26 protein-coding genes and 1 tRNA gene are annotated in these 26,574 nt (G+C 65.2%); 6 read left to right on the forward strand and 21 right to left on the reverse strand.

From position 1 onward, the window contains the following. Window positions 1-163: 163 nt before the first annotated feature. The 3 genes from AC3FNH_RS08330 to AC3FNH_RS08340 all read left to right on the forward strand — a co-directional run bounded on the left by AC3FNH_RS08330 (window position 164) and on the right by AC3FNH_RS08340 (window position 2,022). Window positions 164-451 (forward strand): YkgJ family cysteine cluster protein, encoded by a 288-nt coding sequence (locus AC3FNH_RS08330; RefSeq protein WP_276098212.1) that lies wholly within the window; start codon window positions 164-166, stop codon window positions 449-451. A gap of 67 nt (window positions 452-518) precedes the next feature. Further along, window positions 519-1,079, forward strand: coding sequence for a DUF1439 domain-containing protein (locus AC3FNH_RS08335; protein ID WP_276100789.1), 561 nt, complete (start codon window positions 519-521; stop codon window positions 1,077-1,079). A gap of 61 nt (window positions 1,080-1,140) precedes the next feature. After that, complete coding sequence (locus AC3FNH_RS08340) at window positions 1,141-2,022, forward strand: undecaprenyl-diphosphate phosphatase (RefSeq protein ID WP_488719715.1); 882 nt, start codon at window positions 1,141-1,143, stop codon at window positions 2,020-2,022. Between the two features lie 69 nt (window positions 2,023-2,091). Here AC3FNH_RS08340 and trmB read toward each other — a convergent pair whose 3' ends face one another. From trmB to AC3FNH_RS08360, 4 genes are all read right to left on the reverse strand, one after another. Beyond that, entirely contained in the window at window positions 2,092-2,868 is a 777-nt protein-coding gene (gene trmB, locus AC3FNH_RS08345; protein ID WP_488719716.1) for a tRNA (guanosine(46)-N7)-methyltransferase TrmB, read from the reverse strand. 13 nt (window positions 2,869-2,881) lie between these two features. Beyond that, entirely contained in the window at window positions 2,882-4,213 is a 1,332-nt protein-coding gene (locus tag AC3FNH_RS08350; protein ID WP_488719717.1) for an O-antigen ligase family protein, read from the reverse strand. Between the two features lie 54 nt (window positions 4,214-4,267). Beyond that, window positions 4,268-5,257, reverse strand: coding sequence for a glycosyltransferase family 8 protein (locus AC3FNH_RS08355; protein ID WP_488719718.1), 990 nt, complete (start codon window positions 5,255-5,257; stop codon window positions 4,268-4,270). Window positions 5,258-5,449: 192 nt separating this feature from the next. After that, window positions 5,450-5,524 (reverse strand) — tRNA-Gly (locus tag AC3FNH_RS08360). A gap of 160 nt (window positions 5,525-5,684) precedes the next feature. Here AC3FNH_RS08360 and AC3FNH_RS08365 point away from each other — a divergent pair. Next, window positions 5,685-6,065 carry a DUF5594 family protein gene (locus AC3FNH_RS08365; RefSeq protein ID WP_488719719.1) on the forward strand — a complete coding sequence of 127 codons (381 nt, stop codon included), beginning with the start codon at window positions 5,685-5,687 and terminating at the stop codon, window positions 6,063-6,065. Window positions 6,066-6,074: 9 nt separating this feature from the next. On the opposite strand, the gene AC3FNH_RS08370 is transcribed toward AC3FNH_RS08365, so the two are convergent. Both AC3FNH_RS08370 and AC3FNH_RS08375 read right to left on the reverse strand, forming a co-directional pair. Continuing rightward, window positions 6,075-6,971 carry an aldose epimerase family protein gene (locus AC3FNH_RS08370; RefSeq protein WP_488719720.1) on the reverse strand — a complete coding sequence of 299 codons (897 nt, stop codon included), beginning with the start codon at window positions 6,969-6,971 and terminating at the stop codon, window positions 6,075-6,077. 54 nt (window positions 6,972-7,025) lie between these two features. Beyond that, window positions 7,026-8,240 carry a polyhydroxyalkanoate depolymerase gene (locus tag AC3FNH_RS08375; RefSeq protein WP_488719721.1) on the reverse strand — a complete coding sequence of 405 codons (1,215 nt, stop codon included), beginning with the start codon at window positions 8,238-8,240 and terminating at the stop codon, window positions 7,026-7,028. A 257-nt stretch (window positions 8,241-8,497) separates the two neighbouring features. Between AC3FNH_RS08375 and AC3FNH_RS08380 the strand changes: the two genes are divergently transcribed. Next, window positions 8,498-9,151 carry a glutathione S-transferase family protein gene (locus AC3FNH_RS08380; RefSeq protein WP_488719722.1) on the forward strand — a complete coding sequence of 218 codons (654 nt, stop codon included), beginning with the start codon at window positions 8,498-8,500 and terminating at the stop codon, window positions 9,149-9,151. Between the two features lie 22 nt (window positions 9,152-9,173). Here the strand turns inward: AC3FNH_RS08380 and AC3FNH_RS08385 are convergent, their stop codons facing one another. Both AC3FNH_RS08385 and ubiD read right to left on the reverse strand, forming a co-directional pair. Next, window positions 9,174-11,198 (reverse strand): acetoacetate--CoA ligase, encoded by a 2,025-nt coding sequence (locus AC3FNH_RS08385; protein ID WP_488719723.1) that lies wholly within the window; start codon window positions 11,196-11,198, stop codon window positions 9,174-9,176. Between the two features lie 115 nt (window positions 11,199-11,313). Beyond that, a complete protein-coding gene (gene ubiD / locus AC3FNH_RS08390; RefSeq protein ID WP_488719724.1) occupies window positions 11,314-12,843 on the reverse strand; it encodes a 4-hydroxy-3-polyprenylbenzoate decarboxylase in 1,530 nt (509 codons plus the stop codon). 645 nt (window positions 12,844-13,488) lie between these two features. Here ubiD and AC3FNH_RS08395 point away from each other — a divergent pair. Further along, entirely contained in the window at window positions 13,489-14,547 is a 1,059-nt protein-coding gene (locus tag AC3FNH_RS08395; protein WP_488719725.1) for a lytic transglycosylase domain-containing protein, read from the forward strand. A 96-nt stretch (window positions 14,548-14,643) separates the two neighbouring features. Here the strand turns inward: AC3FNH_RS08395 and AC3FNH_RS08400 are convergent, their stop codons facing one another. From AC3FNH_RS08400 to AC3FNH_RS08460, 13 genes are all read right to left on the reverse strand, one after another. Further along, window positions 14,644-15,825, reverse strand: a complete 1,182-nt coding sequence (locus AC3FNH_RS08400; RefSeq protein WP_488719726.1) for a pyridoxal phosphate-dependent aminotransferase — start codon at window positions 15,823-15,825, stop codon at window positions 14,644-14,646. A gap of 105 nt (window positions 15,826-15,930) precedes the next feature. Then, window positions 15,931-16,434: a transcription antitermination factor NusB gene (gene nusB / locus AC3FNH_RS08405; protein WP_276098196.1), complete on the reverse strand. Its 504-nt coding sequence runs from the start codon at window positions 16,432-16,434 to the stop codon at window positions 15,931-15,933. Then, complete coding sequence (gene ribH, locus AC3FNH_RS08410) at window positions 16,427-16,933, reverse strand: 6,7-dimethyl-8-ribityllumazine synthase (protein ID WP_276098195.1); 507 nt, start codon at window positions 16,931-16,933, stop codon at window positions 16,427-16,429. The genes nusB and ribH overlap by 8 nt, the downstream gene beginning before the upstream one ends. A 65-nt stretch (window positions 16,934-16,998) precedes the next feature. Next, a complete protein-coding gene (ribBA, locus tag AC3FNH_RS08415; RefSeq protein WP_488719727.1) occupies window positions 16,999-18,108 on the reverse strand; it encodes a bifunctional 3,4-dihydroxy-2-butanone-4-phosphate synthase/GTP cyclohydrolase II in 1,110 nt (369 codons plus the stop codon). A gap of 233 nt (window positions 18,109-18,341) precedes the next feature. Further along, window positions 18,342-19,403 (reverse strand): methyl-accepting chemotaxis protein, encoded by a 1,062-nt coding sequence (locus AC3FNH_RS08420; RefSeq protein ID WP_488719728.1) that lies wholly within the window; start codon window positions 19,401-19,403, stop codon window positions 18,342-18,344. Between the two features lie 329 nt (window positions 19,404-19,732). Then, window positions 19,733-20,359, reverse strand: a complete 627-nt coding sequence (locus AC3FNH_RS08425; RefSeq protein WP_488719729.1) for a riboflavin synthase — start codon at window positions 20,357-20,359, stop codon at window positions 19,733-19,735. Between the two features lie 71 nt (window positions 20,360-20,430). Then, the gene (gene ribD, locus AC3FNH_RS08430; protein WP_276098172.1) at window positions 20,431-21,546 is read right to left on the reverse strand and encodes a bifunctional diaminohydroxyphosphoribosylaminopyrimidine deaminase/5-amino-6-(5-phosphoribosylamino)uracil reductase RibD; all 1,116 of its coding nucleotides are present in this window, start codon (window positions 21,544-21,546) and stop codon (window positions 20,431-20,433) included. A 47-nt stretch (window positions 21,547-21,593) separates the two neighbouring features. Beyond that, window positions 21,594-22,151 (reverse strand): GspH/FimT family pseudopilin, encoded by a 558-nt coding sequence (locus AC3FNH_RS08435; protein WP_488719730.1) that lies wholly within the window; start codon window positions 22,149-22,151, stop codon window positions 21,594-21,596. Between the two features lies 1 nt (window position 22,152). After that, window positions 22,153-22,620, reverse strand: a complete 468-nt coding sequence (locus AC3FNH_RS08440; protein ID WP_488719731.1) for a prepilin-type N-terminal cleavage/methylation domain-containing protein — start codon at window positions 22,618-22,620, stop codon at window positions 22,153-22,155. Beyond that, on the reverse strand, window positions 22,617-24,473 hold the full coding sequence (locus tag AC3FNH_RS08445) for a pilus assembly protein (RefSeq protein ID WP_488719732.1): 1,857 nt from the start codon (window positions 24,471-24,473) through the stop codon (window positions 22,617-22,619). The genes AC3FNH_RS08440 and AC3FNH_RS08445 overlap by 4 nt, the downstream gene beginning before the upstream one ends. Next, window positions 24,470-25,051, reverse strand: a complete 582-nt coding sequence (locus AC3FNH_RS08450; protein ID WP_488719733.1) for a pilus assembly PilX family protein — start codon at window positions 25,049-25,051, stop codon at window positions 24,470-24,472. Before AC3FNH_RS08450 ends, AC3FNH_RS08445 begins: the two co-directional genes overlap by 4 nt. 8 nt (window positions 25,052-25,059) lie before the next feature. Beyond that, complete coding sequence (locus AC3FNH_RS08455; RefSeq protein WP_488719734.1) at window positions 25,060-25,989, reverse strand: PilW family protein; 930 nt, start codon at window positions 25,987-25,989, stop codon at window positions 25,060-25,062. Next, the gene (locus AC3FNH_RS08460) at window positions 25,986-26,360 is read right to left on the reverse strand and encodes a hypothetical protein (protein ID WP_488719735.1); all 375 of its coding nucleotides are present in this window, start codon (window positions 26,358-26,360) and stop codon (window positions 25,986-25,988) included. The genes AC3FNH_RS08455 and AC3FNH_RS08460 overlap by 4 nt, the downstream gene beginning before the upstream one ends. Window positions 26,361-26,574: the final 214 nt, after the last annotated feature.

The following is a 26,574-nucleotide window of genomic DNA, read 5'->3' on the forward strand; positions in this document are numbered from 1 at the left end:
CGGGTTCGCCCTGCCTTGGGGCGGATAGCGCGGCACCCATACAATAAGTGACTCAAGATGCTCCTGATGATGGATGCCTGGGAAGACCAGCGGGAGTTGCGGTCGTATTCGGGCACAATGGCGCGTTTGCCGCCGCCTGGCGACGGCCTGCTGAACCAATCACATGAGCTGTCAGTCTCACATTTCTTGCCGCGACGGCTGCGGCGCCTGTTGCATTGCGCCCTCGATCGCATCGCCGCTACCCGGCATGCCGGCTGGAAAACCGGCCGGGGTTCGTTGCGCGCAGTTGCTGCCCGATGCGAGATGCGCGGTGTTCGGCCGGCCGGAGCGGCCGGCCTTTTGCGGCGGGCTGCAACCCTCGGCCGAAATGTGTGGCGACTCGCGTGAATCGGCGCTGCGCTGGCTCACGCAGCTTGAAATCCTGACCGCGCCTGCCGGGCGCGATGCGTAATGGCTTCGCAATGGCTGTGCAGGGGCTGCCCGCGCCGATCGGCGCAAATCCATCCATCGGAGGCAATATGATCCGGATTTCCCGGCGGCGCTGGACTGGCGCCATCGCCGCTGCTGTTGCGACTGTCTGGCTGGGCGCCTGCGGTTCCTTCGGCAACGAATACACGTTTTCGCAAAGTCAGCTGCAATCGGCGCTGGAGCATAAATTCCCGTTCAGCAAGCGCTACCTGGAGCTGTTCGACATCCAGTTGTCCAACCCACGCCTGACGCTCGATGCGGCACGCAATCGTGTCAACTTGCAGTTCGATGCCATCGTTGACAACAAATTGTTCTTCCGCCAGGCGCTGGCGGGCCGGTTCGCGCTGGACAGCGGGCTGCGTTATGACGCTCCCAGCCATTCGGTAGTGCTGCAGGATCCGGAAGTCCAGCAGTTCGATGTGCAGGGACTGCCCGGCCAGTTTTCGCGCCAGATCAACGCGCTGGGCGGGATTGTGGCTGAGCAGTTCCTGCAGGGCTACGCGCTGTATACCTTCAGGCCGGACCAGCTGCGTCTTGCGGGACGAGATGTCGAGCCCGGTACAATCACCGTCTTGTCCGACGGTATCAACGTCAAGATTAACCGCCCCTGAGCCACCAAGCAGGCATCGCCCGGTCCATACCGGGCATGTCCCCGCCTAATCGATCCCATCCATGGAAATCGCACTTGCCCTGAAAGCCGTGATCCTCGGCATCGTCGAAGGACTGACCGAGTTTCTGCCTATTTCGAGCACCGGCCACCTGATCCTGGCCGGCCAGTTGCTCGACTTCAACGACGAGAAGGGCAAGATCTTCGAGATCGTGATCCAGTTCGGCGCGATCCTCGCGGTCTGCTGGGAGTTCCGCCGGCGCATCGCCAATGTATTGAGCGGGCTGACCTCCGACCCGAAGGCGCAGCGCTTCGCCGTCAATGTCATTGTGGCGACGGTACCGGCCATCGTGCTGGCGCTGGTGTTCGGCAAATGGATCAAGGCCCATTTGTTCAACCCGATCACGGTGGCGCTGGCGTTCATCATCGGTGGCGTCGTGATCCTGCTGGCCGAATGGCACGACGGGCGGCGCGGCATGACAACTAATCCGCGCGGCAACGCCTTGCTGCAGGCCGCCAAGGCCGGTGCGCCGCGCATCGAGTCGGTGGATGACCTGAACTGGCGCGATGCCGTGAAGGTCGGCATCGCGCAGTGCTTTGCACTGGTCCCGGGCACGTCGCGTTCGGGCGCCACCATCATCGGCGGGATGCTCTTCGGCCTGTCGCGCCAGGTGGCGACCGAGTTCTCGTTCTTCCTCGCCATCCCCGTGATCTTCGGGGCGACGGTGTATGAGCTGTACAAGGCCCGCTCCATGCTGTCGGCGGACGACCTGGGCATCTTCGCTGTCGGCTTCGTCTTCGCCTTCGTGTCGGCCTTCTTTTGCGTGCGCTGGCTGCTGCGCTTCGTCGCCACGCATGATTTCAAGCCGTTCGCGTGGTACCGGATTGCATTCGGCATCATCGTGCTGGCTACGGCGTACACCGGGATGGTGTCCTGGCACGCTTGATACGGCGGCCGCAGAAAACAAAAAGGCGTGGCCTGTGCCACGCCTTTTTGTTTATGCCAGCCGAGTCGTTCAGCAGCGCTTGCGGAACACGACATCCCAGACGCCATGCCCGAGCCGCACGCCGCGGCGCTCGAACTTGGTGATGGGCCGGTATTCCGGCCGCTCCGAAAAGCCATCAGCGGCCGAGGACGTGTTCTCCAGGGCCGGCTCCCCGGACAGCACTTCCACCATCTGGTGGGCGTACTCTTCCCAGTCCGTGGCGCAGTGGATATAGCCACCCGGTTTCAGGCGCGAGGCCAGCAACTTCACCAGCGGCGCTTGCACCAGCCGGCGCTTGTTGTGGCGCTTCTTGTGCCACGGGTCGGGGAAGTAGATATGCACGCCATCCAGGCAGTTGTCCGTCAGCATGTGGGCGATGACCTCCACGGCATCGTGCTGGATGATGCGCACGTTTTCGATGCCACGCTCGCCCGCGAGCTTCAGCAGTGCGCCCACGCCAGGTTCGTGCACTTCGCAGCCAAGGAAATTGTCCTGCGGGCGGAGCTGCGCGATATGCGCGGTGGTCTCGCCCATGCCGAAGCCGATTTCCAGGATCGCGGGGGCCTTGCGGCCGAATGTGGCTTCCCAGTCGAGCGGCTGGGGGGCGTAGGGTACCAGCAGGCGCGGGCCTACTTCGTCGATGGCGCGTTGCTGGCCGGTGGAGGTGCGGCCGGCGCGCCGGACGAACGAGCGGATGCGGCGGGGGTGGGCAACGCCTTCCGGATCGTTCGTGGGAGGGGCTTCGCTCAGGGCAGTCTGCATGCCTTCTGCGGGGATCGGTTCGGTAGTGGGGTCTTGGGGGAGCATGGCAACAAGGAGGCTATCCCGCAGTTCTCTGTGGGACTGTCATGGCGGCCTTCTTCTTATCAATGAAGGTTATGAATGTGGCAACACCTACCGCGTAGAAGGGGAAGACCTCCCACCAAAGGAACACCACGTCGGTCAGGCCGAGTATGAAAATGCCGGCACACAAGCAGGCGCCCATGCAAGCCGCGGCACGGACCTCTTTGTCGCGGTGCCTGAGATCCCGCGCGAAATAGTAGGCGGGTACCAGGTACAGGGCCAGCAGGGCGGCAATGCCAAACAGGCCAAGTCTGGCAGCGTTGAACAGGAACTCATTGTGCGAATGAGCAAATTCGGAAGCTGCCGGCGTAATGACCTTCCGATTGGCCAAGTCTGCAAGCGCTTCACGATACCTTTCAACGCCCACACCGAAAACCGGATGCTCGCTGAAGATCACGGCGGAGCCGTGCCACAGCTGAAAGCGAAAGCCTATTGAGGTGTCGACATTGCTGCCGGTCATGTACTGCTGGATATCGTTGCGCGCGTCGGCAATCCGGTCTTTAACCAGCTTGGCTTGGCTCATTGCTCCGATGAGCGCGAACGCAATCAGAACTGCAATCACCAGCTTGCGGCCCTTCGGTAGCATTCCGCTGGAGAACAGTGCAATTCCGCCGAACACTGGTATGGTTATCCATGCGCCGCGTGATTGGGAAAGGTAGCTGCCGTACAGGACAATTGCTGCCGCCAGGACTTTAATAAAGATTTGAATCTTGTCCTGTTTCGAGTTCCAGGCAAGCGAGAACAAACCGTACGTTCCCATCACCATTGCCATTTCAATGAAGATGGTGATGGGAATGAAGTCCGTCAGGTATCTGTCTTGCCCCCCGTGGGTTAGTACGTGGATCTTGACAGTGGACAGGACTGCACCGGCAACAAAGGCCCATTGCACATGTCGCAAGTAGCGGATTGGGATGCTCGAAACAGACCACAGCACCAAGGCAAAAAAGGCAAGCCGCGATGGTGCATCAAGGCTACGGCTCGAGAATTGCAGCCTCGATATCTCGTTTGCCACTACCGCAACCATTGGTGCGGCCATTGCGAGGATAAGTGGCCAGTAACGCCTGATCTGACTGACAAGCAGGGGACTTTGCGATTTCCAGCGGCAGATCAGTAACGTGAGGCCCAGCACAATTAGCAGGCCATACAGCACACCGGCCGCACGATCGACGATCAGCGCAAGGACGTAAAAGGCCGCAAGGATGAATGCGGCAAGTCGGGTTATAACCCTGAATATCGCGGAATCCCTTTCCGTAGAATCAAAACCCGACAATTGAGCCGGCGAAGTGAGGCTTTGATCGAGTTGAGTCATTCTCTTCTTGGTCTGCACTTACTTGCGTAAAACGGTAGTTCTCAGGCGAAAGCCTTATGAGGATTTCAGGTTCTGCATTAGCCGCGATTTCAGGTAACGGCAATGCCAGTAGACGCCTTCCGCGATACGGTGTTGTGTGATCAGAAACTTGGAAAACAGTTTCAATTCTCGCGCGGTTCCGGGCCCGTCAAGCGGCGAATCCGCCCATGGCGAGCGGGACTGGATATCAGTGAACAACTCGCGGATGTCATGCAGACACCAGCTGTGCCATGGCTTTACCGGGCCGGTGAAGTGCATGAAAACGTAAGGTTGCGATACGTTCAGCTTGGTTTCGCCGCGTGTCAGGTAGTCCACAAGGTGATATCGATAGTTCCACTTCGAATCTACCAATCTGACCCTGCCATCAAGCGCGATGTTGAGGGCATCCTGGTCCGCAAATCGCATGTCCAGCGTCGTGAGTGCTTTTAACGCGACCTGCTGGACGTCGGCGGCGATCCAGTTCTGCACATCGATGTACATGACGCCGGCATTGAAGTAGTGGCCGTGTTTCAGCCCCAGTGCCGGGATCTGCGTCTTGACAGTCGTGTCCTTCTCATCGGCGACCGCTGCGGCGATGCAGTCTCCGAGATCGATGGCGAGCAGGTCGGACATATCGCCAAAGCAAAGCAGGTCAGCATCCAGGTACAGCACCTGGTCCGCGATACCGCTCAGCCTCGATGGAATCAGCAAGCGGATAAAAGTGCCCAGGGAATGCTTGCTGAAACAGGGGAACTGACGAAAATCGTCGAGGGTGGCCGTGTCGAGCAGATGGAGCTGGACGGTGACGCCATACAGTTTCTCCAGCTTCTCCAGCTTCTCTCGATTGTCTGCCGTGACGGAAAAAGCAAAAACATGGAAAACGAAATCCACTCCCGGGTTGTTTTCCACAACGGACGTGATGGTGACACCCATGCCGCGGTAGTAGCCAGCATCCACGCCGAATGCCACATGGACCGGCTTCTTGTCGGCGTGCAGGTCAGATACGTCTCGCTGTTTAGATGGCACTGATCATCCTCGGATAAGGGGGGTGAACCATGTAGGGGCATGGATAACCCCGGAGGAAAGCCAGGGTTGCAAATGCGGCAACGACAACCATCCGAGTGATGGAGTTGGCCGCAATGGGGACAACGTGTGTCTCCTCTGCCTGCTACCGATCGGTCTGTGTGGGGCCAGTGGCACCCGCCACGAACTTGGCAGTGGAGCGGGCGATGGGAATCGAACCCACGTCTTTAGCTTGGGAAGCTAAGGTAATAGCCATTATACGACGCCCGCATGGCATAGCTTGGGGGCGGATTCTAGCACGAATTGCCGCCGGCTCGCCGCATTGCCGGGACGTGATGGCCTGCTGGTTGCTTTGAGTGGCGGCCGCGCCGTATGCTTGCCTGTGCGCCATTCGCCATCCTTCCGCCATTTCCAGAACAAAGGACCGACCGTGACCACCGACTTCATCGCGCGATTCGAAGCAGACTGCCTCCCGCGCATCGTCGATGCGATAGTCCGCCTTTACCCGCACCGTTTACAGGTGGAAGTCCTGCCGGGTACGCTGCCAGGCTCGCCGGCGCGCGTCCGCATTCGGGGGCACGGTGCGGTGGAGTTGCAGCGTTTTGCGCATCCGCTCGATGTCACCCTGGCGTGGGACGGACTGGAAGTGGAGTCGCTGTTCACAGCCGGTGGCGATCAACGCTTTGCCGCCTACCTCACGGCCTTGCCGGCCAAGCTGAGGGCCTGGCAGGAGCCGCGTCAGCTTGACTGGAGTTCGCTCTCGCAGGCTGACCCGTCGGTGTTGATCGGCGGGCTCGATTTCGAACACTGAGATGGGTATCTAGTCCACGCGCAGTCGGCAGGTGGCGGTTTCCTGCTGGCCGGGCTCCAGCCAGCGCAGCCCCTGGCCATTGTGGATGGCGTCAGGCAGGCCGAGCCACGGCTCGACGCAGTAGAAGTCTGAATCGTCACTTTCCGACCATGTCGTCACCGCGTGCCATGCGATGCTGCCCGGCACTTCGAGGTCAACCGTCAACGTCTTGTCCGGCGATGCCATCGTGATGGAGCCGGCACCTTTCAGCACATGGAAAGTGTCTTGCAGGCGGTGGTCGTCCAGTGCATAGGCCGGTTCACCCGCCGCCGGCGTGGTAAGCCGACCGTCCGGCTCCTGTCGCACTCGCGCCGTTTCTGACAGTAACAGGCGGCACTCGCACCGCTGCATGGCGGGCAGGGAAAAATAGAAGTGGTGGCCGGCATAGTAGGGCAGGCGCGTGCCCCCAGTGTTTTCCGTGCGCAGGGCCACTTCCAGTCCACAGTCGAGCAAGCGGTAGCTTGCCTCGAACCTGAACGCATGGGGATAGCCGGCCTTGGAGCTGTCCGACGATTCCAGCACCATGGCGATGCCGTCGTCCGCAGTGTCAGCCACTGCGAAGGGCAGGTCGCGCGCAAACCCATGCTGCGGCAAGGCGTGAATCAAGCCGTCCGCGTCGCGCCAATGGCCGGCTTGTCCGTCGGCAAAGTGCCGTCCAATAAACGGGAACAGCAGAGGATTGCCGCCTCGGATCTTCGCCGGGCGGTTCCAGTCGGCCTGAGCGGGCCAGTAGAGGATGTCCTCCCCGTGCAGTACCCAGCGCACGAGCCGTCCACCATGTTGTGGCGCCAGCAGCAGGTAATTTTCCTCGTGGCCGATGCGTACCAGGTCCTGATCCTGAAAGCGTTGGATATGTCGGAATGCCATGCTTTGTCCGGTAATGGACTGCGCATTGTATTCGCGATGGCGCGAGGGGAGACATCACTCGCGCATATAGATCGTATCCCGCACCAACGGATAGACCTGAGTCTCCCAGCGCCTGCCATTGAACACGCCATAGTGGCCAACTCCCGTCTGCACATGGTGCATGCGCAGGTACGGGCGCAGGCTGCCACACAGGTCCTGGGCGGCCATGGTCTGACCGATGGCGCAGATGTCGTCGCGTTCACCCTCCACGGTCAGCAGGGCGGTACGGCGGATGGCGTGCGTGGAAACGCGGCGACCGCCCACTTCCAGCAGCCCCTGCGCCAGCAGGAAACGCTGGAACACCATACTGACGGTCTCGAGGTAGAACTCCGCCGTGAGGTCCATGGTGGCGAAGTACTCGACGTAGAAGTCCTGGATGGCGTCGGCCCTGTCGTGCTCGCCGCGCGAGCGCAGCGCGTGCAACTCGCGCAGCGCCTGTTCGTGCCGATCCAGGTTCATGCTCATGAAGGCCAGCAACTGGACAAAGCCCGGGTAGACACGGCGCAGCCCACCAACAAAGCGCAGCGGCACGAAGCCGATCAGGGTGCTCTCGAACCACTCAATCGGACGGCTCATGGCCAGTTCGTTGACCTTGGTCGGATTGACGCGCGCGTCGATTGGCCCGGCCATGAGCGTGAGGCTGGGCGGCTGGGCCGGGTCGTCATCCTCGGCCATCAGCGCGGCGGCGGCCAGCGCCGCAACGGTGGGCTGGCATACGGCCACCAGGTGCGTGTGCCCGCCCAGCGTCTGCAGAAAGAAGATCAGGTGATCGACGAATTCATCGAAGCCGAAGCGGCCGGCCAGCAGCGGGATATCGCGCGGGTTGTGCCAGTCGGTAATGTAGACGTCATGGTCGGCCAGCATAGTCTGCACCGTGCCGCGCAGCAGCGTGGCGAAATGGCCGGACATCGGCGCGACCAGCAGCACGCGGGGTTGCCCGCCGATGCCGTGACGGCGGAAGTGCAGCAGCGAGCAGAATGGCGTACGCGCCACCACTTCCTCGGAAACCTGCACGGGCACGCCATTGACGACTACGCTGTCAATACCAAAGGCGGGACGGTGGTGGGTCAGGCGTGCCAGTGCCAGGATCTCGCAGGCTGCCCACAGAGAACGCAGTGAGTCGGTACCGGCGGCGCGCGGGTTGGCGGCAATCCAGGATGCAGTGAGATCGGCCAGCGTGCAGCCCGGCTGCATCAAGTCCGCATAGGTCTGGTACGCCTGGTACAGCATGGCTCGCCTCCCGTGATTCAGTGGGCCGGTATCCGCAATATATATGCCATCGGCATGAATGGTGGCACAAGCTTTGCGAGCCGCACGGTCAAGATGGCGGGGACGTGCCGCAGGTGGCGTCGCAGTCGCCCGCAAGGGGCTGCGGGTTGACAGCATGCGCAAGGGCTTCATGCTGGTGCTGGCCCGCTGCACTGCATGGGTGCGTAGTGCCGGAGAGCCGGCATTGCGCGGATCGTCGCGACGGGTAAGGAGGCGAGATGGGCAAGACCACACTCACCATCAGCAGCAAGACCTATTCATCGTGGTCGCTGCGCGGATGGCTGCTGGCGCGCTTTGCGGGCCTGGAGTTCGAGGAGGTGCTGGTGACCCCGGACGACCCGGCCGTGCGGGCCGAAATCCTGCTGCTGTCGCCGTCGATCCTGGTGCCTTGCCTGCGCCATCAGGGCGTGACCGTCTGGGACACCCTGGCGATCGCCGAATATCTGAACGAGATCCATCCGAAGGCGGGGCTGCTGCCGGACGACCGCGCAGCGCGCGCGCATTGCCGCGCGATCTGCGGGGAGATGCATTCTGGCTTTGCTGCCATGCGCGCGGCGTTGCCTATGAATCTCAAGGGGCATTTCCCGGGCTTGAAGGTATGGTCGCGCGCGCAGGCCGATATTGATCGCATCACCGCCATCTGGACGGACTGCCTGACGCGCTATGGCGGGCCTTATCTGTTTGGCACGCGCACGATGGCCGATGCCATGTATGCGCCGGTGGTGACGCGCTTCGTCACGTACGGCGTGATGCTGGACCCGGTGCCCGTGGAGTACTGCAAGCAGATCCTGGCCATGCCCGAACTGCAGGAGTGGATCGCCGCGGCCAAGCAGGAGCCCGACGAAATCAGCGAACTCGACGTGGAGTTTTGACGTTCGCCGGGCGCACGGCGGTTCAGGCCGGGGCGGAGTCTGCCTGCCGAGCCGCAAGATATCGCCCGGCGTAGGCGAAATACCAGTCCAGGCTGTCCGGATTGGCCATGGCATCGCGGTTGGCGATGCTGTGCGGTGCATGCCCCAGCAGCAGCTTCTTGATTGGCACTTCCATCTTCTTGCCGGACAGCGTGCGCGGGATGGCCGGCGCCTGGAGGATCTCGTTGGGCACGTGGCGGGACGACAGTGCGTCGCGAATGCGGCTGCGCAGCGTATCGCGCAGGGCATCGTCCAGCACCAGTCCGTCGCGCAGCACCACGAATAGCGGCATGTACGAATCCCGGCCCAGGTACTCGAGATCCACCACCATGCTGTCCAGGACTTCGGGCAGCTCTTCCACCACGCGGTACAGCTCGCTGGTGCCCATGCGGATACCGTGCCGGTTGATGGTGGCGTCGGAGCGTCCGTAGATGATGGCGCCGCCACGCGCGGTGATCCGAATCCAGTCGCCATGCCGCCACACGCCGGGGTAGGTGTCGAAGTAGCTGTCGCGGTAGCGCTTGCCGTCGGCGTCGCCCCACAGGTACAGCGGCATCGACGGCATGGGTTCGGTGCAGACCAGTTCGCCGACCTGGTCGATCAGAGCTTGTCCGATCTCGTCAAAGGCCTCTACCTTGGCGCCGAGGCAGCGGCACTGCATCTCGCCCGCATACACCGGAAGCAGCGGGCAGCCGGCAACGAAGGACCCGGCGAAATCGGTGCCGCCGGACATGGGCACCAGCCAGATATCGCTGCGCACGTGGCGGTAGATCCATGCATAGGCTTCCTCCGGCAGCGGCGAGCCGGTCGAGCCCAGGCCGCGCAGCCGCGACACGTCGGCCATGCGCGCCGGCTCGACGCCGGCCTTCATGCAGTTGGTGAAGAAGGCCGCGCCGGCGCCGAACATCGTGACACGCGCGTCGTCGACAAAGCGCCACAGCACGCCTGCATCCGGCCACGCCGGGTTGCCGTCATAGAGCGCGATGGTCGTGCCTAGCAGCAGTCCGGCGACCTGCGCGTTCCACATGATCCAGCCGCTGCTGCTGTACCAGTGGAACACGTCGTCGGGGCCGAGGTTGTTGTGGAACGCCATCAGCTTGAGCTGCTCGATGACGATGCCGCCATGGCCATGCACGATCGGCTTGGGCATGCCCGTGGTGCCGGACGAATAGACGATCCACAGCGGATGGTCGAAGGGCACCGATTCGACGGCGAGCGGCACGCGGTGGCACAGCACGTCCTGCCATGCATGGACGCTTACGCCATCGCGTGCGATGACCCGGTTGCCAGTGTGCGGGACGATGACGACATCGGTGAGCGAGGGCAGGGCGGCGACAAGATCCGCCACCACCGGGGCACGGTCATAATCCTTGCCACCGTAGCGATAGCCGTCGACCGCGATCAGCACACGCGGTTCGATCTGGCGGAAACGGTCGATCACCGCGACCTGGCCCATGTCCGGCGCGCAGCCCGACCATACCGCGCCGAGACTGGCCGTGGCGAGGAAGGCGACGATGGTCGCGGGAATATTCGGCAGGTAGCCGGCCACGCGGTCGCCGCGGCGTACGCCCATCTGGCGCAGCGCATGCGCGAGCGACGCAACCTGGGCTTCGAGCGTATCCCAGCTCAGGTCTTCAAGGGGGCGATTCTCGCCTGCATGGCGGATGGCCGCGCGCTGGCGGGCCGCGCCGCTGCCGGCGTGGCGGAACACCTGCTGCACGTAGTTCAGGCTCGCGCCCTCGAACCAGCGCGCGCCGGGCATCACGCGCCGGTCCAGCACACTTTGCGCGGGCGTGTCGAAGCGCACGTCGAAGTACGCGCGCACCGCATCCCAGAAAGCTTCGATCTCGGTGACCGACCACCGCCAGAGACTGGCGTAGTCGTCGAACGCGAGCCCGCGCTCGCGCTGCAGCCAGCGCATGAACTGCGCGAGCTGGCTGCCGTCGCGGAATGCGGCAGACGGCGTCCACATCAGCTTCCCTTCTTTCCCTTCTGCAAGGGTGGTCATGTCTCCTCCTGGCGCCCGTCTGTCGCGGGCATCGGATGGTGAAGGCGAACGGGGCGGCACGGGTGCGTCTCGCGCCGCTCCGCGGTTCAGCCTGCCATGATAGCGGCGCCCGGGCTCACGCGCTGGCGGGATGGTCGAACAGGGTGGCCATCATGTCGTCCACCCTGGCCTTCACGGCCGGATTCATGCTGATCGTACGGCCCCATTCGCGCGTGGTCTCGCCCGGCCACTTATCGGTGGCGTCGATGCCCATCTTGGAACCGAGCCCGGACACCGGCGAGGCAAAGTCCAGGTAGTCGATCGGCGTGTTCTCCACCATGACCGTGTCGCGCGCCGGATCGACGCGCGTGGTGATGGCCCAGATCACTTCCTTCCAGTCGCGCACGTCGATGTCGTCGTCCACGACCACGATGAACTTGGTGTACATGAACTGGCGCAGGAAGCTCCACACGCCGAACATCACGCGCTTGGCGTGGCCGGCATACTGCTTCTTCATGCGCACCAGCGCCATGCGGTAGCTGCAGCCTTCGGGCGGCAGGTAGAAGTCGGTGATTTCCGGGAACTGCTTCTGAAGCAGCGGCACGAACACCTCGTTGAGCGCCACGCCGAGCACCGCCGGCTCATCGGGCGGTTTGCCGGTGTAGGTCGAGTGGTAGATCGGGTCGCGCCGCATGGTGATGCGGTCGATCGTGAAGACCGGAAACCAGTCCTGCTCGTTGTAATAGCCGGTGTGGTCGCCATAGGGGCCTTCGAGCGCGTGCTGGTAACCCGACGGATGGTCCGGGTCGGGCTGGATATGCCCTTCCAGCACGATCTCGGCCGAGGCCGGCACGCTCAGTTCGGACAGTGTCGGCGTCAGGCAGCCGGCCAGTGCCGTGCGACTGCCGCGCAGCAGGCCGGCGAACTGGTATTCGGAGAGCGTGTCCGGCACCGGCGTGACCGCACCGAGGATGGTGGCCGGGTCGGCGCCGAGCGCCACCGCGATCGGGAACGGCTTGCCGGGATTGGCCAGCGCGTGTTCGCGAAAGTCGAGCGCGCCGCCGCGGTGCGCCAGCCAGCGCATGATGACCTGGTTGCGGCTGATCACCTGCTGGCGGTAGATCCCAAGGTTCTGGCGCTTCTTGTGCGGGCCCTTGGTGACGACCAGCCCCCAAGTGATCAGCGGCGCGGCATCGCCGGGCCAGCAGGTCTGGATCGGCAAGCGCGCCAGGTCGACGTCATTGCCTTCCCAGACGATCTCCTGGCAGGCGGGGCTGCTGACGCGCTTGGGCGCCATGTCCCAGACCGACTTGGCCAGCGTGAACAGCTTGCCGGCCTCGCGCAGTCCGCGTGGCGGCTCGGGCTCCTTCAGGGCCGACAGCACGCGGCCGATGTCGCGCAGGTCTTCGAGCGATTCCGCGCCCATGCCCAGCGCCACCCTGTGCGTCGTCCCGAAGAGATTGGCGAGTACCGGGACGCCATAGATGCCCTCAGGGCTGCCAAAGCCGGCCGGACGCTCGAACAGGACAGCCGGCCCGCCAGCGCGCAGCAGACGGTCGCAGATCTCCGTCATTTCCAGGTTGGGGGACACCGGCACGCGCGTGCGTCGCAGCTCTCCCAGCTGCTCGAGCTGGTTGATGAAATCGCGCAAGTCTTTGTATTGCATAGTGAATTCAGGTCCTGATGTGGCGTCGCAGCAGCGCCGGTGCGTGGCTGCGGTGTGTGCCACGATACACACGCGCAGGCGTCCCGGCAAAAAAATCGCTTATTTGCGTCAACGCAAATTGTAAGTTTTTTGATCCCCGGCGCCTCGCTCGAATCGGTATGGGCCTAGGCCAGGCCTACGATTCCGGGCAATCGAGTGGCGCTTGCGCGACCTGGGGTGCCTTGTTACTAATAACAAAAAGTATGGTTATGATAAATCGTTATGCTTGACTGGTTATAAAAGCGTTCCTACAATCGCGTCTGCTCGATGGACTGTTGCGACGCAACATGGAATCTCCCCTTGTGTCAAGGGGTGCACATAGAAATTTGTGAGCAGAAGATTCCTCCATCCAGACCGGTAGCGGTGGCCCGACAGACATGAGGCCCGACCGGCCGCTCTGGCGACTCGCCGGAGCGTATTGAGTTGTCCGTGGCAGGGCGCGTTCCCCCAAGAGCGTGCCCTGTTTCTAGTTGGGCGCATGGGGAGCGCCCACCAACAGGTGCTGGTTGCCACTGCTAGGCAGCGCAGCATCCTTACTTGAGTACGTTGAGATCGGGTGCGTGCAGCTGTCTGGGCGCGCGCAGCGGGCAACGGATGGAGGTAAGCATGAGCGGTTGGAAAACCCTTCATCTTCCCGGCATCGGGCGGGCATTGCAGGTCCGCCTCAGAAAGCCGGTACCCGGAGTGAATCGGGCATTTCAGTTCCGGTTCGCGCATCCGGTCGCGGGCCGCGCCTTGCGCGGTGGCCGCACAACTTTGAAGTACGCCCTGAACAGCCTCGGCGTGGTATCGGTCGTTACGGCCGTCTCGCTGTCGCTGAGCCAGGAATGGCGCACCACGCTGGCGGCGTTGCTTGCCGGCGATGAAGCGCCCGCAGTGCTCGTGGGGGCTGCGGCGCCCGCTACCGCTACCGCAAGTACCGCCGTACCGTCGAGTTCGGCGGATGCCGCGGCGGCCAGGCTCGGTTACGGCCGCGCCGGCCTGCCGACCGTGTCGGGCGTGGATGAATGGAGCGTGGCGGCAGCCGCCAAAGTGCCATCCGTGGCCCACCTGGCGGCCCAGATCCCGGTGACCCGCGTGGCGCTCGACGCCCGCAGCACCAGCGCGCTTGGCTCCGCGCGCGAACAGGCGGCCGTGGCTGAGTATATTGCGCGCAAGTACCGCGTGGCGGCGCAGGCCACCGCGCAACTGGTCAAGGCAGCCTACCTGACGGGCCGCGAGGTCGGTATCGACCCGCTGCTGATCCTGGGCGTGATCGCGATCGAGTCCAGCTTCAATCCGTATGCCGAAAGCGGTGTCGGTGCGCAGGGCCTGATGCAGGTCATGACCAAGGTGCACCAGGACAAGTACGAAGCCGTCGGCGGCGTGGCCGCTGCACTGAACCCGTACGCCAATATCAAGATCGGCGCACTGGTGCTGAAGGACTGCATTGCCCGCGCCGGTTCGATCGAAGGCGGCCTGAAGTACTACGTGGGTGCCACCACCAATACCGACGGCGGCTACGGCGCCAAGGTGCTGGCCGAGCGCGCACGCCTGCGCCAGCTGCTGGGCGTGCGCGTTGCCGACGCGCAGGCCGAGAAGGCTGCCGAGGGCAAGGCGCAGGCGGAGCACCGCCAGAACGGCGAGAAGCTGGAGGCGGCGAGCAACACGCAGCAGAGCGCCTGAGCGGCGTCTTGCGCCGAGACGAAAAAGCACCCCGCGGGGTGCTTTTTTCTTTTGCCTGTGCAGCCCGGCGGATCAGCGGATCAGCGGAACAGCGGATCAGCGGAACAGCTTTTGCAGCCGCTCCATGGCTTGCTCGATGTTCTGGCGCGAGGTCGCGTAGGAGATCCGGATGTAGTCGCGCGCCGTGTGGGGCCCGAAATCCTGGCCGGGCACCATGACGACGCCGGCATCGTGCAGCATCGCCTGGGTCAGCTTGTCGGCATCGCCGGCGGCGGCGTGGTTCACGCCACGGCAATCCGCGTAGACATAGAAGGCGCCATCCGGCATGACCGGCACGTGCAGGCCGAGCGATTCCAGCGCCGGCACGATCAGGTCGCGGCGGCGGCGGAATTCGGCCTTGCGTTCGTCATAGATGGCCATTGCGTCCGGCTCGAAGCAGGCCAGCGCGGCATGCTGCGCCACGGCCGATGCGCAGATGAAGAGGTTCTGCGCCACTTTCTCGAAATCGGGCACCAGCGCGTCCGGCACCACCAGCCAGCCCAGGCGCCAGCCGGTCATGTTGAAGTACTTCGAGAAGCTGTTGACGGTCACGACGTTGTCGTCGAGGCTCAGTGCCGAGACCGGCGGCGCATCGTAAGACAGGCCCTGGTAGATCTCGTCGAGGATGGCGAAGCCTTGGCGGGCGCGCACCGCCTGCAGGATGCGCGCGAGTTCTTCGGGCAGGATCGAGGTGCCGGTCGGGTTTGACGGCGAGGCCAGCAGTACGCCGCGCGTGCGCTCGTTCCAGTGCGCTTCGACTTGCGCGGCCGTCAGCTGGAAGCGCTCGGCGGGGCCGCTCGGGATCATGCGCGCCGCGCCATCGAAAGCCGCGACGAAATGCCGGTTGCAGGGGTAGCTCGGGTCCGGCATCAGTACCTCGGCACCGATCTCCACCAGCACCGCGCAAGCGAGCAGCAGCGCGCCCGAGGCCCCGGCCGTGACGATCACGCGCCGCGCCGGGATCTCCAGGCCGTACATCGTCTTGTAGTAGCCGGCGATCGCCTCGCGCAGCGCGTGGATGCCCAGCGCGCCGGTGTATTGCGTAACGCCGCGCCGCATGGCGGCTTCCGCCGCGCGCACGACCGGCTCGGCGGCGGTGAAGTCCGGCTCGCCGATTCCCATGTGGATGATGTGGCGGCCGGCGCGTTCCAGCTCGTTAGCCTGCTTGGCCAGCTCCATGACGTGGAAGGCTTCGATATTGGCGAGGCGGGAGGCGGTGGCAAGGCGCTGCAGGTCCATGGCGGTTTGGGCTGTGCCTTTACAGGCTGGCAATGATTGGAAGTGAAAACACCCGCTCGCGCGGGTGTCGTATCGAAGCAGGGCGGGGCCCGCGGGCCCGGTGCTTCAGCGGCGCGCGGCGACCTCGGCCGAGCGCACCTGGGCGGCGAGCTTGTCCAGTACGCCGTTCACGTACTTGTAGCCCTCGACGCCGCCAAAGGTCTTGGTCAGTTCAACGGCTTCGTTGATCACGACCTTGTAGGGGATGTCGACGCAATGCACGAGCTCATAGCTGCCCACCAGCAGGGCGGCACGTTCCACCGGCGACAGTTCATTGACCGTGCGGTCCAGGAACGGCTCGAAGGCCGCGGTCAGGCGGGCCTCTTCGCGCACGGCGCCATTCAGCAGCGCGTCGAAATGCTCGCCGTCGGCCTTGTTGAAGCCCTGTGCGTCGTGCAGGTGAGCCTGGATCGCGCCGATGTCGTTGCGGTTCAGCAGCCACTGGTAGAGGCCCTGCAGGGCCAGTTCGCGCGAGCGGCGGCGCGCGCTCTTGGGCGGGGCCTTGGCTTCGGTGCGGGCGGCGGGCTTGGCGCCGGCCGCCGGCTTGCCGGTTTCAGGCGTGTCACTCATCGTCGTTCTCGTCTTCATCGTCGCCGTTGTGCTCGCGCAGCGAATCCAGGGCGACCACCAGGTTGGCCATTTCGACGGCGGCGCGGGCGCAGTCGCGGCCCTTCTCGCGCGTGCGGGCATGGGCCTGCTCGTCCGTGTCGACGGTCAGGATGCCGTTGGCGATGGGCACGTTGAAGTCCAGGCCAACGCGGGTGATGCCGGCGCCGGACTCGTTCGAGACCAGCTCGAAATGGTAGGTTTCGCCGCGCACCACGGCGCCCAGCGCCACCAGTGCGTCGAACTGGCCGCTTTCGGCCATCTTCTGCAGTGCCAGCGGCACTTCCAGCGCGCCCGGCACGGTCACCACCAGGGTGTCTTCGCCTTCGACACCGAGCTTTTCCAGCTCGGCCACGCAGGCTTCGAGCAGCTCGGCGCAGACCGGCTCGTTGAAGCGGGCCTGCACGATGCCGATACGCAGGCCTTCACCGTCGAGGTTGCTGGGGTAGAAGCCGTGATCCATTGTTCAGTTCTCCAGAGTTCGGGGGTGGCGGCCACGACCGGGCGCGGCTGCCAGGATATTCAGTCTCAGTCGGCCTGCCCGTTCATGGGCTGGTAGCCGGTCACTTCCAGGTCGTAGCCGGTCATGCTGGGCATGCGCTGCCGGGCCGCCAGCACGCGCATCTTGCCCACGCCCACATCCTTCAGGATCTGCGCGCCCATGCCGTAGGTGCGCAGGTCCGGCTTGCGGCGCGGGCGGCTTTGGGGTTCGTCCAGCGCGGTGAACTGGGTGAAGAGCTGTTCGGCCGAGTCGCCGCAGTTGAGCAGCACCATCACGCCGCTTTCGGCCTGGGCGATGGCTTCGAGCGCTGCCGGCATGCTCCACGAATGGGTGGTGCGGGACACTTCCAGCAGGTCGAGCACCGACAGGGGCTCATGCACGCGCACCAGCGTTTCCTTGTCCACCGTGGGCGTGCCCTTGACCAGCGCCAGGTGGGCATGGCCGGTGGGCTTGTCGCGGTAGGCGATGCTGTGGAAGGTGCCGTACGGGGTTTCCATCGACCGCTCGCCCACGCGCTCGACGATGCTCTCGGTGCGGCTGCGGTAGTGGATCAGGTCGGCAATGGTGCCGATCTTCAGGTCGTGTTCCCGCGCGAATTCGATCAGGTCGGGCAGGCGCGCCATGGTGCCGTCGTCCTTCATGATCTCGCAGATCACGGCAGCCGGCGTCAGGCCGGCCAGGGCGCCGAGGTCGCAACCGGCTTCGGTGTGGCCGGCGCGGATCAGCACGCCGCCGGGCTGGGCGGTCAGCGGGAAGATGTGCCCCGGCTGCACCAGGTCGGACGGCTTGGCGTCGCGTGCGACGGCGGCTTCCACCGTGCGGGCGCGGTCTGCCGCGGAAATGCCGGTGGTCACGCCCTCGGCGGCTTCGATCGATACCGTGAAGTTGGTGCCGTGCTGGGTGCCGTTGCGGCTGACCATCGGCTGCAGGTTCAACTGGCGGCAGCGTTCGGCCGTCAATGTCAGGCAGATCAGGCCGCGGCCATACTTGGCCATGAAATTGATCGCTTCGGGTGTGACGAAATCGGCAGCCAGGACCAGGTCGCCTTCATTCTCGCGGTCTTCTTCATCCACGAGGATGACCATGCGGCCGGCACGGATGTCGGCAATGATGTCTTCGGTACGGGCGATTGTCATGGCTTGCTGGGCGGCAATAAGGGGCGGATAAGCGGCCAGCCGGCGGGCGGCGGCTCAAACATGCGGGGACTGCTGCGGGTGTGCGCCAGGCCGGCCATCGGGCGGCAGCCAGGGGCTCGCATCGTCAAACCGGATATTGTACGCCAAGGCAGGCAAGGCGGGAGTGTCCCCGCGCCAGCACACGCGCTGGCCGGGATTCTGCGCGGCGTCTGAAGCACCGCGCGGGAAAGCTGCTACTGCGCGTATTGGCGGGCGGTTTGCCGGGGGTCGTGAACGATCACGCCATACCATCCCATGCCGGGGTAGGTTTCGTAGCCCGGCGTGCGGGCGAAGGCAACCAGCCGGCCGGCATTGTCCGTGTAGAAGCCTGAGGGGGCGTTGCCGTCCTGCAGCGGGAATACTTCGTCCAGCACGCCGGAGCCGTCGGACGCCGCAATCACGCGCCGTCCGGAATCGAGCAGCAGGCAACGCGTGCCCCGCCATTCTTCCTCGGACAGCCGCACATTCCTGACCACCGCGGCGGCTTGCGGCGCCCAGTCGAAGAAGATGGCCAGCACCCCGATCGGCTCGCCATCGGCCTTGCCGCCGGCGCGGATCGCGGTGGCGTAGGTTGCCACTTCTGCCTGGTTCAGGAAGCGCGACACGGCAATGTCGTGGGCGATATAGTCCTGGCCCGACGCGGTACCCATGGCGCGGCGGAACCAGTCCACGCCCGACACCATGCGCCCGGCCACGCTGCCGTAGGTGCCAGGGCGGCCATTCGCGATCACGCGGCCGTGCGCATCGATGACCCACAGGTCGAGGTAGACCGTATAGCTGTCCAGGATGATGCCGAGCCGCTTGCTGGCCCAGGCGCAGGCAGATGCCTCGGCCTGCGCCGCGGCGGCGACGATGGCCGCGTCGGTGGCCCACCAGCGCACGTCGCACGAACGCTCATACAGGTTGCGGTCGATCAGTTCGATCATGTTCAGCGCCATGTCGGCGAAGCGCTGGCCCTGGTGGTCGCGCATCTGCCCGATCATCGCGTCGCCGAGCTGTGTGAGTTCGGAGATGGACCCGGCAAGTTCGCTGGTGAGTTCCCCGGTGATGGCCGAAATGCGCTCGGATACCTGCTTTACCTGGCTTGCCACCACGCTGAAGCCGCGTCCGGCATCGCCCGCGCGAGCGGCTTCGATCAGCGCATTCAGCGCGAGAAACTTTGTCTCGCGGTTGATTTCCGCAATGCCCGAGATTTTCCGGTCCGCGACGCGGCCCACATGGTGGGACAGTTCAACGATGCGATCTGCGCTTGCCAATTCTCTTCCCCCTGTTCATTGTTTTCGCAGGCGCCCTGGTAGCGGTCGTGCGCCCTGACTGGTTGCGGCAAGAGCAATATTTGTGCCAATAATCGTGCACTTTTTGGTGCGAAAGCGGCGATTCCGACACTTTCGGACTGGATTCTGGCGCGGAAGGTGCGGGAGACGGTTGGCGCGGACAACAGCGAAGACTAGAGGGGGCGCGCGGAAAGACGATTGCCGTCCATGACCACACGAAGCAAAACCGCCCGCGCAGGCGCGGGCGGTTTATGGCATGGCAAGTTGTCGCGTACGGCTGAATGCCCTGATGCGCCAATGCGCTGCCTGAATCAGGCGGAGAGGTTTTCCTTTGGCGCCGACAGCATTCTTTCCACGTACCTGGCAATCAAGTCGATCTCCAGGTTCACGCGGCTGCCCGGCTTGAGTTCCTGCAAGGTGGTGACTGCCACCGTGTGCGGAATCAGGTTGATCGAGAACTCGCAGCCGTCGGCCTCGTCGCTGACACGGTTGACGGTCAGCGACACGCCGTTGACGACAACCGAGCCCTTGTACGCCAGGTAGCGGCCCAGTTCGCGCGGGGCGCGCACACGCAGTTCGTGCGATTCGCCGACCGGGGCAAAGTGCACGACCTCGCCGAGACCGTCGACGTGGCCAGAGACCAGATGCCCGCCGAGCCGGTCGGCCAGCCGCAGGGCCTTTTCCAGGTTGACGCGGCCGGCGCGTTCCAGCCCGACGGTCTTGTCCAGCGATTCACGGGAGACTTCCACGTCGAAGCTGTCGGCGGTCATGGCGATCACCGTCATGCACGCGCCCTGGATGGCGATGCTGTCGCCGATGACCACGTCGGTAAGGTCCAGCCCGCCGGCGGCCACGTGCAGGCGCACGCCGGCGTCGCCTGCGCCGAGCGCGGTGACGGTCTCGATGCGGCCCACGGCCGCCACAATGCCAGTAAACATGATGCGTTCTCGAAAGTCGGGGTTCGGTAACCGGCGTGGCATCCACGCCGTCGGTAAATATCAGGCCGAGGTCAGGCGTCGTTGCGGCGCGCGATCAGGCGCAGGTCCTCGCCGATCTGGCGCACATCATGCCAGCGGAACGTTGCCGCATCCTGCAGCCGGGGCAGCGGCGGCAGGTTGAACATGCCCTGCGCGTCGCCGAGCAGCTTGGGGGCCAGGTAGATCAGCAGTTCGTCGGCGCACCGCTCGCGGATCAGCGAACCATTGAGCTTGAAGCCGGCCTCGACATGCAGTTCGTTGATGTTGCGCCGGCCCAGTTCCTCGATCATCTGGCGCAATTCGACCTTGCCGTGCGGGTTCGGCAATACGACCACCTCGGCACCGCGGGCCTCCAGCGCGTGGCGTCGTTCGCGGTTGTCCACCGCACAGAACACCAGCACTGGCTTGGCAAAGTCGCCGCTGTCAGGCGTCAGAATGCGTGCGTCAAGCGGCACTTCCAGGCGCGAGTCCACCAGCACGCGCTGCGGCTGGCGCGGCGTCGGGATGGCGCGCACGGTCATTTGCGGATTGTCGTCGCGCACCGTGCCGATGCCGGTCAGGATGGCGCACGCGCGCGCGCGCCAGGCATGGCCGTCGTCCCGTGCGGCCTGCCCGGTGATCCACTGGCTGGTGCCGTCGTGCAGGGCCGTGCCGCCGTCCATCGATGCCGCAACCTTGATCCGCACCCACGGCAAGCCGCGCGTCATGCGCGATACGAAGCCGATATTCAGGTCGCGCGCTTCCTTTTCCAGCAGCCCGCAGCGCACGTCGATGCCGACGTCGCGCAGCCGCTGCAGACCGCGGCCCGAAACCGACGGATTGGGGTCTTCCATGGCCGCGACCACGCGGGCGATGCCAGCGCGCACTAGCGCGTCCGCGCAAGGGGGCGTGCGGCCGAAATGGCTGCACGGCTCCAGCGTCACGTAAGCGGTCGCGCCGGCCGGGTCGATGCCGCGTGCCTGCGCGTCCTTCAGCGCCTGGATCTCGGCATGGTCCTGCCCGGCCGGCTGGGTGAAGCCTTGTCCGATGATCTGGCCGTTCTTGCTCAGCACGCAGCCGACGCGTGGATTGGGAGTGGTGGTGAACATGCCGCGCGCGGCAAGCGCGAGCGCTTGCTGCATGGCGGCGTGGTCGGAATCGGAAAACATTTGGCCGGTGACTCTTGCCCGCTGGGCGTTTGGTGTGCGTACGGCTGTCAGGGCGGGGCGGGTTCGCCCGATGCCTCGCAGTCCTTGTCATGCCCGGGCGTGCAAAGGCGGATCCGTCCTTGCGCTCCCAAGCGAACCTGGCGCTGCTCGCCGCGGCAGCTGAGCGTGAAAGTGGCGGCCTGAAATCCGCCTTGCTCAGACCGAGAGTATCCCACAGCTGCGAATCGCAGGACGTTGCTGGCGCGCGCGGTCTGTCGCAGGACGACTGACAGGCACGGCGCGTCGAGCTGGACGACCGACAGGACGGTGGCGTCCTGTTCCAGGCGCCGGCGTCCGTTTGTGGCCACCAGTTGCCAGCCATGATCCAGCACAAGGCGGCCGTCGAGCGGCTGTAAGGCGACTTCGACGCGCCGGGCCAGGGCCGTGCCGCGCGCCAGCGCTAGCGATGCGGCGAGCCGGTCGGCGGCGATCGTTACCTGCTGGCGGGCCATCAGGACGCCGGCGAGGTGATAGGCCACCGCTCCCAGTACCGCGAGGACTGCCAGGCAAACCAGCAGTTCTGCCAGAGTGAAGCCGTCTGGATGATGCTGTGCTGATTTGCGCATATCAACAGTCCGATTCCGACTGAGCGGCGTGCGCGGTGCCTCCCGGCAGGTTCAGTCGCTGGCCCGTGCTGCGCAGGATGAGCACGCCACAGCGATGGTCCGGCGCCACCGGTGTCGCCCGGATCTCGACGCAGGCATCCAGGCCGGCGTGCGGGCACGCGGCAGCCGTAAGAACGTGGCGGGGATTTGGCCCGGGCGGAACTGGCCGGGGCCAGTTCCCGGCGGCGATGTCACTGCCCGGCTGCAGGGCAAACGTGGCGGCCGCCAGCGCGTGCTGCTCAAGCTCCAGCATCGCCGCGACCAGCTCCGCGCGCGCCTGCGTCCGCCAGCCGCGCTCAAGATACTGGCTCCATGCCGGCACGGCGACTGCGGCGAGGATCGCCAAGATGGCGAGCGCGATCAACAGCTCGATGAGGCTGAACGCCTGTTGCGCCGAGGCTTTGCGATCGGGGGGAGGTGCGGGCCTCATGGGGCGTCCCGCTGCATGGGAGCCACGACTTCGCGCCAGCTGATGCGGCCAGTGCGGCGCGTTGCGATGGTCGTCGACAGCGGCCGGGCGGACGCCTGGTCCACGGCCCACAGCGTGATCGTGTGAGCGTGCGTGCTGCTGGCACCTGCTTGCTGACGCGGGGCAGATCCTGGGGTACTCGTCAGGACGAAGCCGCCTTCGGCCGCGACCGCCTGTCCGGTCACGAACGCCTGCAGCGGTGCGCCTTCCTGGGTACGGCCCGCGGATTCGCCGGTAGCCGCCAGCACAAGATAGGCCCGCTGAAGCCCGTCGGCGGCACGGGTCGTGAAATGGAGGTAGCCGGGAAACGCATCGCTCAGCGCGTCGAGCTGTTCCCCGGGATTCGGCAGAGTCAGGTGCCAGCCGGCTTCGGCGGCCGTGCCGTGCTGGCCGGGCGGGGCGCGCAGCAGGAATCCTCCGTCGGCGGGCTGGGCCGTGATGCGGGTTGGGGGCCCGCCCGAGCGGGAGGGAATGGCAGCGATTTCGCGGCCTTGGCCATATATGACGAGCGGCGAAGCAGAAGAGCCCGTCAGCAATGGAGGCTCCGCATGCTCCGTCCCGGCGACTACCGGCAGCCGGTGCCGGCAACTCGGGGTGCCCGGGGCAGGGCGTCGCGTAGCGTCGGCTAAGGGGAAGTGCCAGAGCTGGCCACTATCGTCGGTGGCATAGATGGCCAGCGTCGCCCCGGTCATGTCACTCAGGACACTGACGCCGGCAATTGCCGATGTCACCGGTGCGCCGGTGCAGTCGCGCTCGGGCAGCGGCCAGGTCTGTGCGGATTCTCCTGCGGCTTGATCCAGCGGTATCAGGGCCAGGCCCGGACGGGATGCCGGGCTGTCGGGGCGCGCGTCGACAGTGGTGACAGCGAACGACCGGAGACCGTCGTTGCCGGCAAAGGCCGCGGCGCGAACCGGGCCACGGGCAGATAGCGGCAGCGAGGCCGTTGCTGTCATTTCCCACAAGAGGCGGAGCGGCGCGAGCTCCGTTGGATCAGTGATATCCAGCGTGAACACTCCAGGCGGACTGTCACCCTTGGCAGCAGCCGGCATGCCGCACAGCAGCACGGTACGCCACTCACGGTGGATCACGACGTCCGCCGCCTCCGGTCGTGGACAGGGTGCGGGTGCTAGCGCGCCTTTCGGGTCGGCCATGGCGATTGCCTGCGGCAGCAAAGTCCGCGGCAGGTAGGCGACAAGCTCCTCGCCGTTGACGGCATCGAATCCATGCAGCAACGCGTCCGTGGTGCCCAGCCAGACCATGTGCGGCCGCGTGCGATGCCGCTCCCGGAAGGCAGCATGGCCGGCTTTGCCGGGTTGCCATTGCGGCGGGCGAACGACCAGCACGCGCGCTACGCGGGCATTGGCCATGCGCGTCTCGCGCGGACGCAACGCGGTGTTGTTGCGCTCGCCGCGCAGCCACGCGAGCTTGTCTCCCTCGGATACGCCGTTGCCTGCACCGGGCGCCTTGAGCGGACCTGCCGCATCGAGTGCGGGCCACTGCAGAGGTACCAGGCGTTCCGAGTCCGGGCCTATGGGGGCGACCGAAGTGTAAAGACGCCGTGCGGCCACCGGCTTGGCATCGAGCGCTGCGCCGGCTTCCCAGAGCCTCTCGTGAGGGACGGTCTCCGGAGCTTGATGCTGCAGACTCCACCCAAGTGCGTACAGGCGGCCGGTCCAGGGATAAGCGCCGTTGCGGGACTGGTATGAGAGGGGGAGATTGCCGGCGGGCATGTCCGCAACCGTGCTGGCCCATGCAGCCGACGACAGCGACAAGAGCCAGGCCAGGACAATGACGATCATGGTCAGCGGGCTCATGGCTGGATCACGCTCTGGACCACGACTGTAGTATCCCGGGTCCGGCCAAAGCCGATTGCAGTGACGCGAAAGCGCGGGACGGCCGGCTGCGGCCCGTATCCGCTGGAGCCAGCGACGTCGCCAGTCGGCTCGGCAACATAGCGCGGCGGGATGACCGCACCGGCCATGCCTTGCGGCAACGTTGGCATCGCATTGCCGGTAAACGTACCAAACGGCACGCCGATTTCGTCGGCGAGCCCCGTGCCCGACAGCCACGCTTGCCACACGGGCACGCTGTCGGGAGCCGGCATGCAGACTCCGGCCTGCATGCCCTTGCCGCAAGTCCCGCTTGCCGGAAGCGGATCGAGACGCTCAGGCCGACCGCGGCCTGCTGCCGCACCGAGCAGGTCCGCCTCTCCATCCAGCAGCGCCACTTCGGCAGCCCGGAAGGCGATTTCCCTGTCGAGCTGCAACGTGGCGAGCTGGCGGGTGGAGAGCAGGAACTGCAGCGTGGCGGCGGCAGTGAATTCCGCGAGCAACAGGAGCGTTGCGGCGAACAGCAGTGTCGCGCCGCCGTGCATCGGGCGGATGTGGGGCATGGGTGGGGCTAGCACAATGTCTCCAGACATTGCGGCATGTTTCGCACGCGGATAGTTGTGGCGAAGACCCGCCATGTGTTCCGGCTATATCCGGGGAGCGTGTCGAGGGCGTCGGCCATGGCATTGTCGATGTGAGCATGGGTGGCCGTTGCCTGCATGCCCGGTGGCGTGGCGCTGCGTCCTTCCAGCCGGAAGGCCAGTGCTATCTGCACCGCTGTCACGCGGTGCCATGCGTCTTCGCCCAGGGCGCTGACCTCGTCCGCACGAAGGAAGATGCCGGGTTTCTGGTCGTGTTCGCGCAGGCCGTAACGAATCTGCATCGACTCCACGCCCCGCACGATCGCGCCCGATGTCCAGCCGCTGCCGTCGATGCGCCCGTTTCGGCGCGCCGGGTAGCGGCAAAGCAATTGGGGCTCGCCATCGCTGGCGATGGCCACGTAGACGAGATTTGCCGCGACATAGTTCGCGCCGGCGGAGGTGTCCGGTCCCTGCGCGGCAACGGCGTAGCCACTGCAGTCGATCATGGTCTGGTCGGGCATGGCGGCATCGCGCGCCTGGCCGCTGCCGCTGAAGCGGATCAGCAGCGCGTCGCTACCCGCCACACCGGGTTTGCCGCAGCCCGGAATGGCTGCCATGGATGGCTGGCCGCAATTGTCCGCGCCGCTGATCGCGGGCTGCGCCGGCGCGCTGGCGGCCGGATCGGGACGCCAGCCGCCCTGCCGGATCAGGAGCGAGAGGACACTCAACGCGCGCTGTCCGCGTTCCTCGAGCAGGGCCCGCTCCGCCGTAACGAGATAGGCTGCGCGGCAAAGCAGGAACGCGGTGCCGGCGACCGCCGTGACCACCAGTCCCAGCGCCAGGCCGACCATCATCTCCGTCAGTGTGAAGCCACTCGCCGCCAGATTGCGAAGATGGTGATGTGCAAGGCGTGACCTCATGGCTGCATCCACAGTGCGATGCCCCGCAGCGCGGCCGCTGAACCCGGTTCTCCGGCTGCCAGTCTGGCAATGGCCAGCTTGCCACCACCCGGGCAAGCGGCTTGCACCGTGTCTGGTAGCCGCGGACAGCTTTCGGTCGGGAGCGGATCGAACCGGTGCATCGGTGTTACGTCCAGCTCCGCGGTCTCGACGATTTCTCCGGCGGCTCGCATAGCCTGGGCGAGTTGCTCGTGGCCGCGTAGCCGCGTCAGCGCCGTGGTCCCCACGCTGGCCAGCGGGATCAGGCCGGCGCTGACGAGCAGCAGCGCGCAGAGCGACTCGGCCAGGGCGTGGCCGCGACGGTAACGGAGTGAGCGGAAACAAGGCGGCATGGCACTCGGCGACGGTAGAGATGAGGTCGTCAAAGTACCGCCCCGCGGGTCGCCGATCCGTAGACGAACGTAGCGAAACTGGCAAATTTGGTTGCGTCGATGCCGTGGCGCTGGACCAGATTGGCACGCGGCTCAATACCGTCGGCGCGAACCCGGCGGCGTACCTGCAGAATTGCTGGGAACGCTGAACGCTGAACGCTGAACGCTGAACGCG

The sequence above is a fragment of the Cupriavidus sp. 22TCCZM01-5 genome, assembly GCF_057798915.1.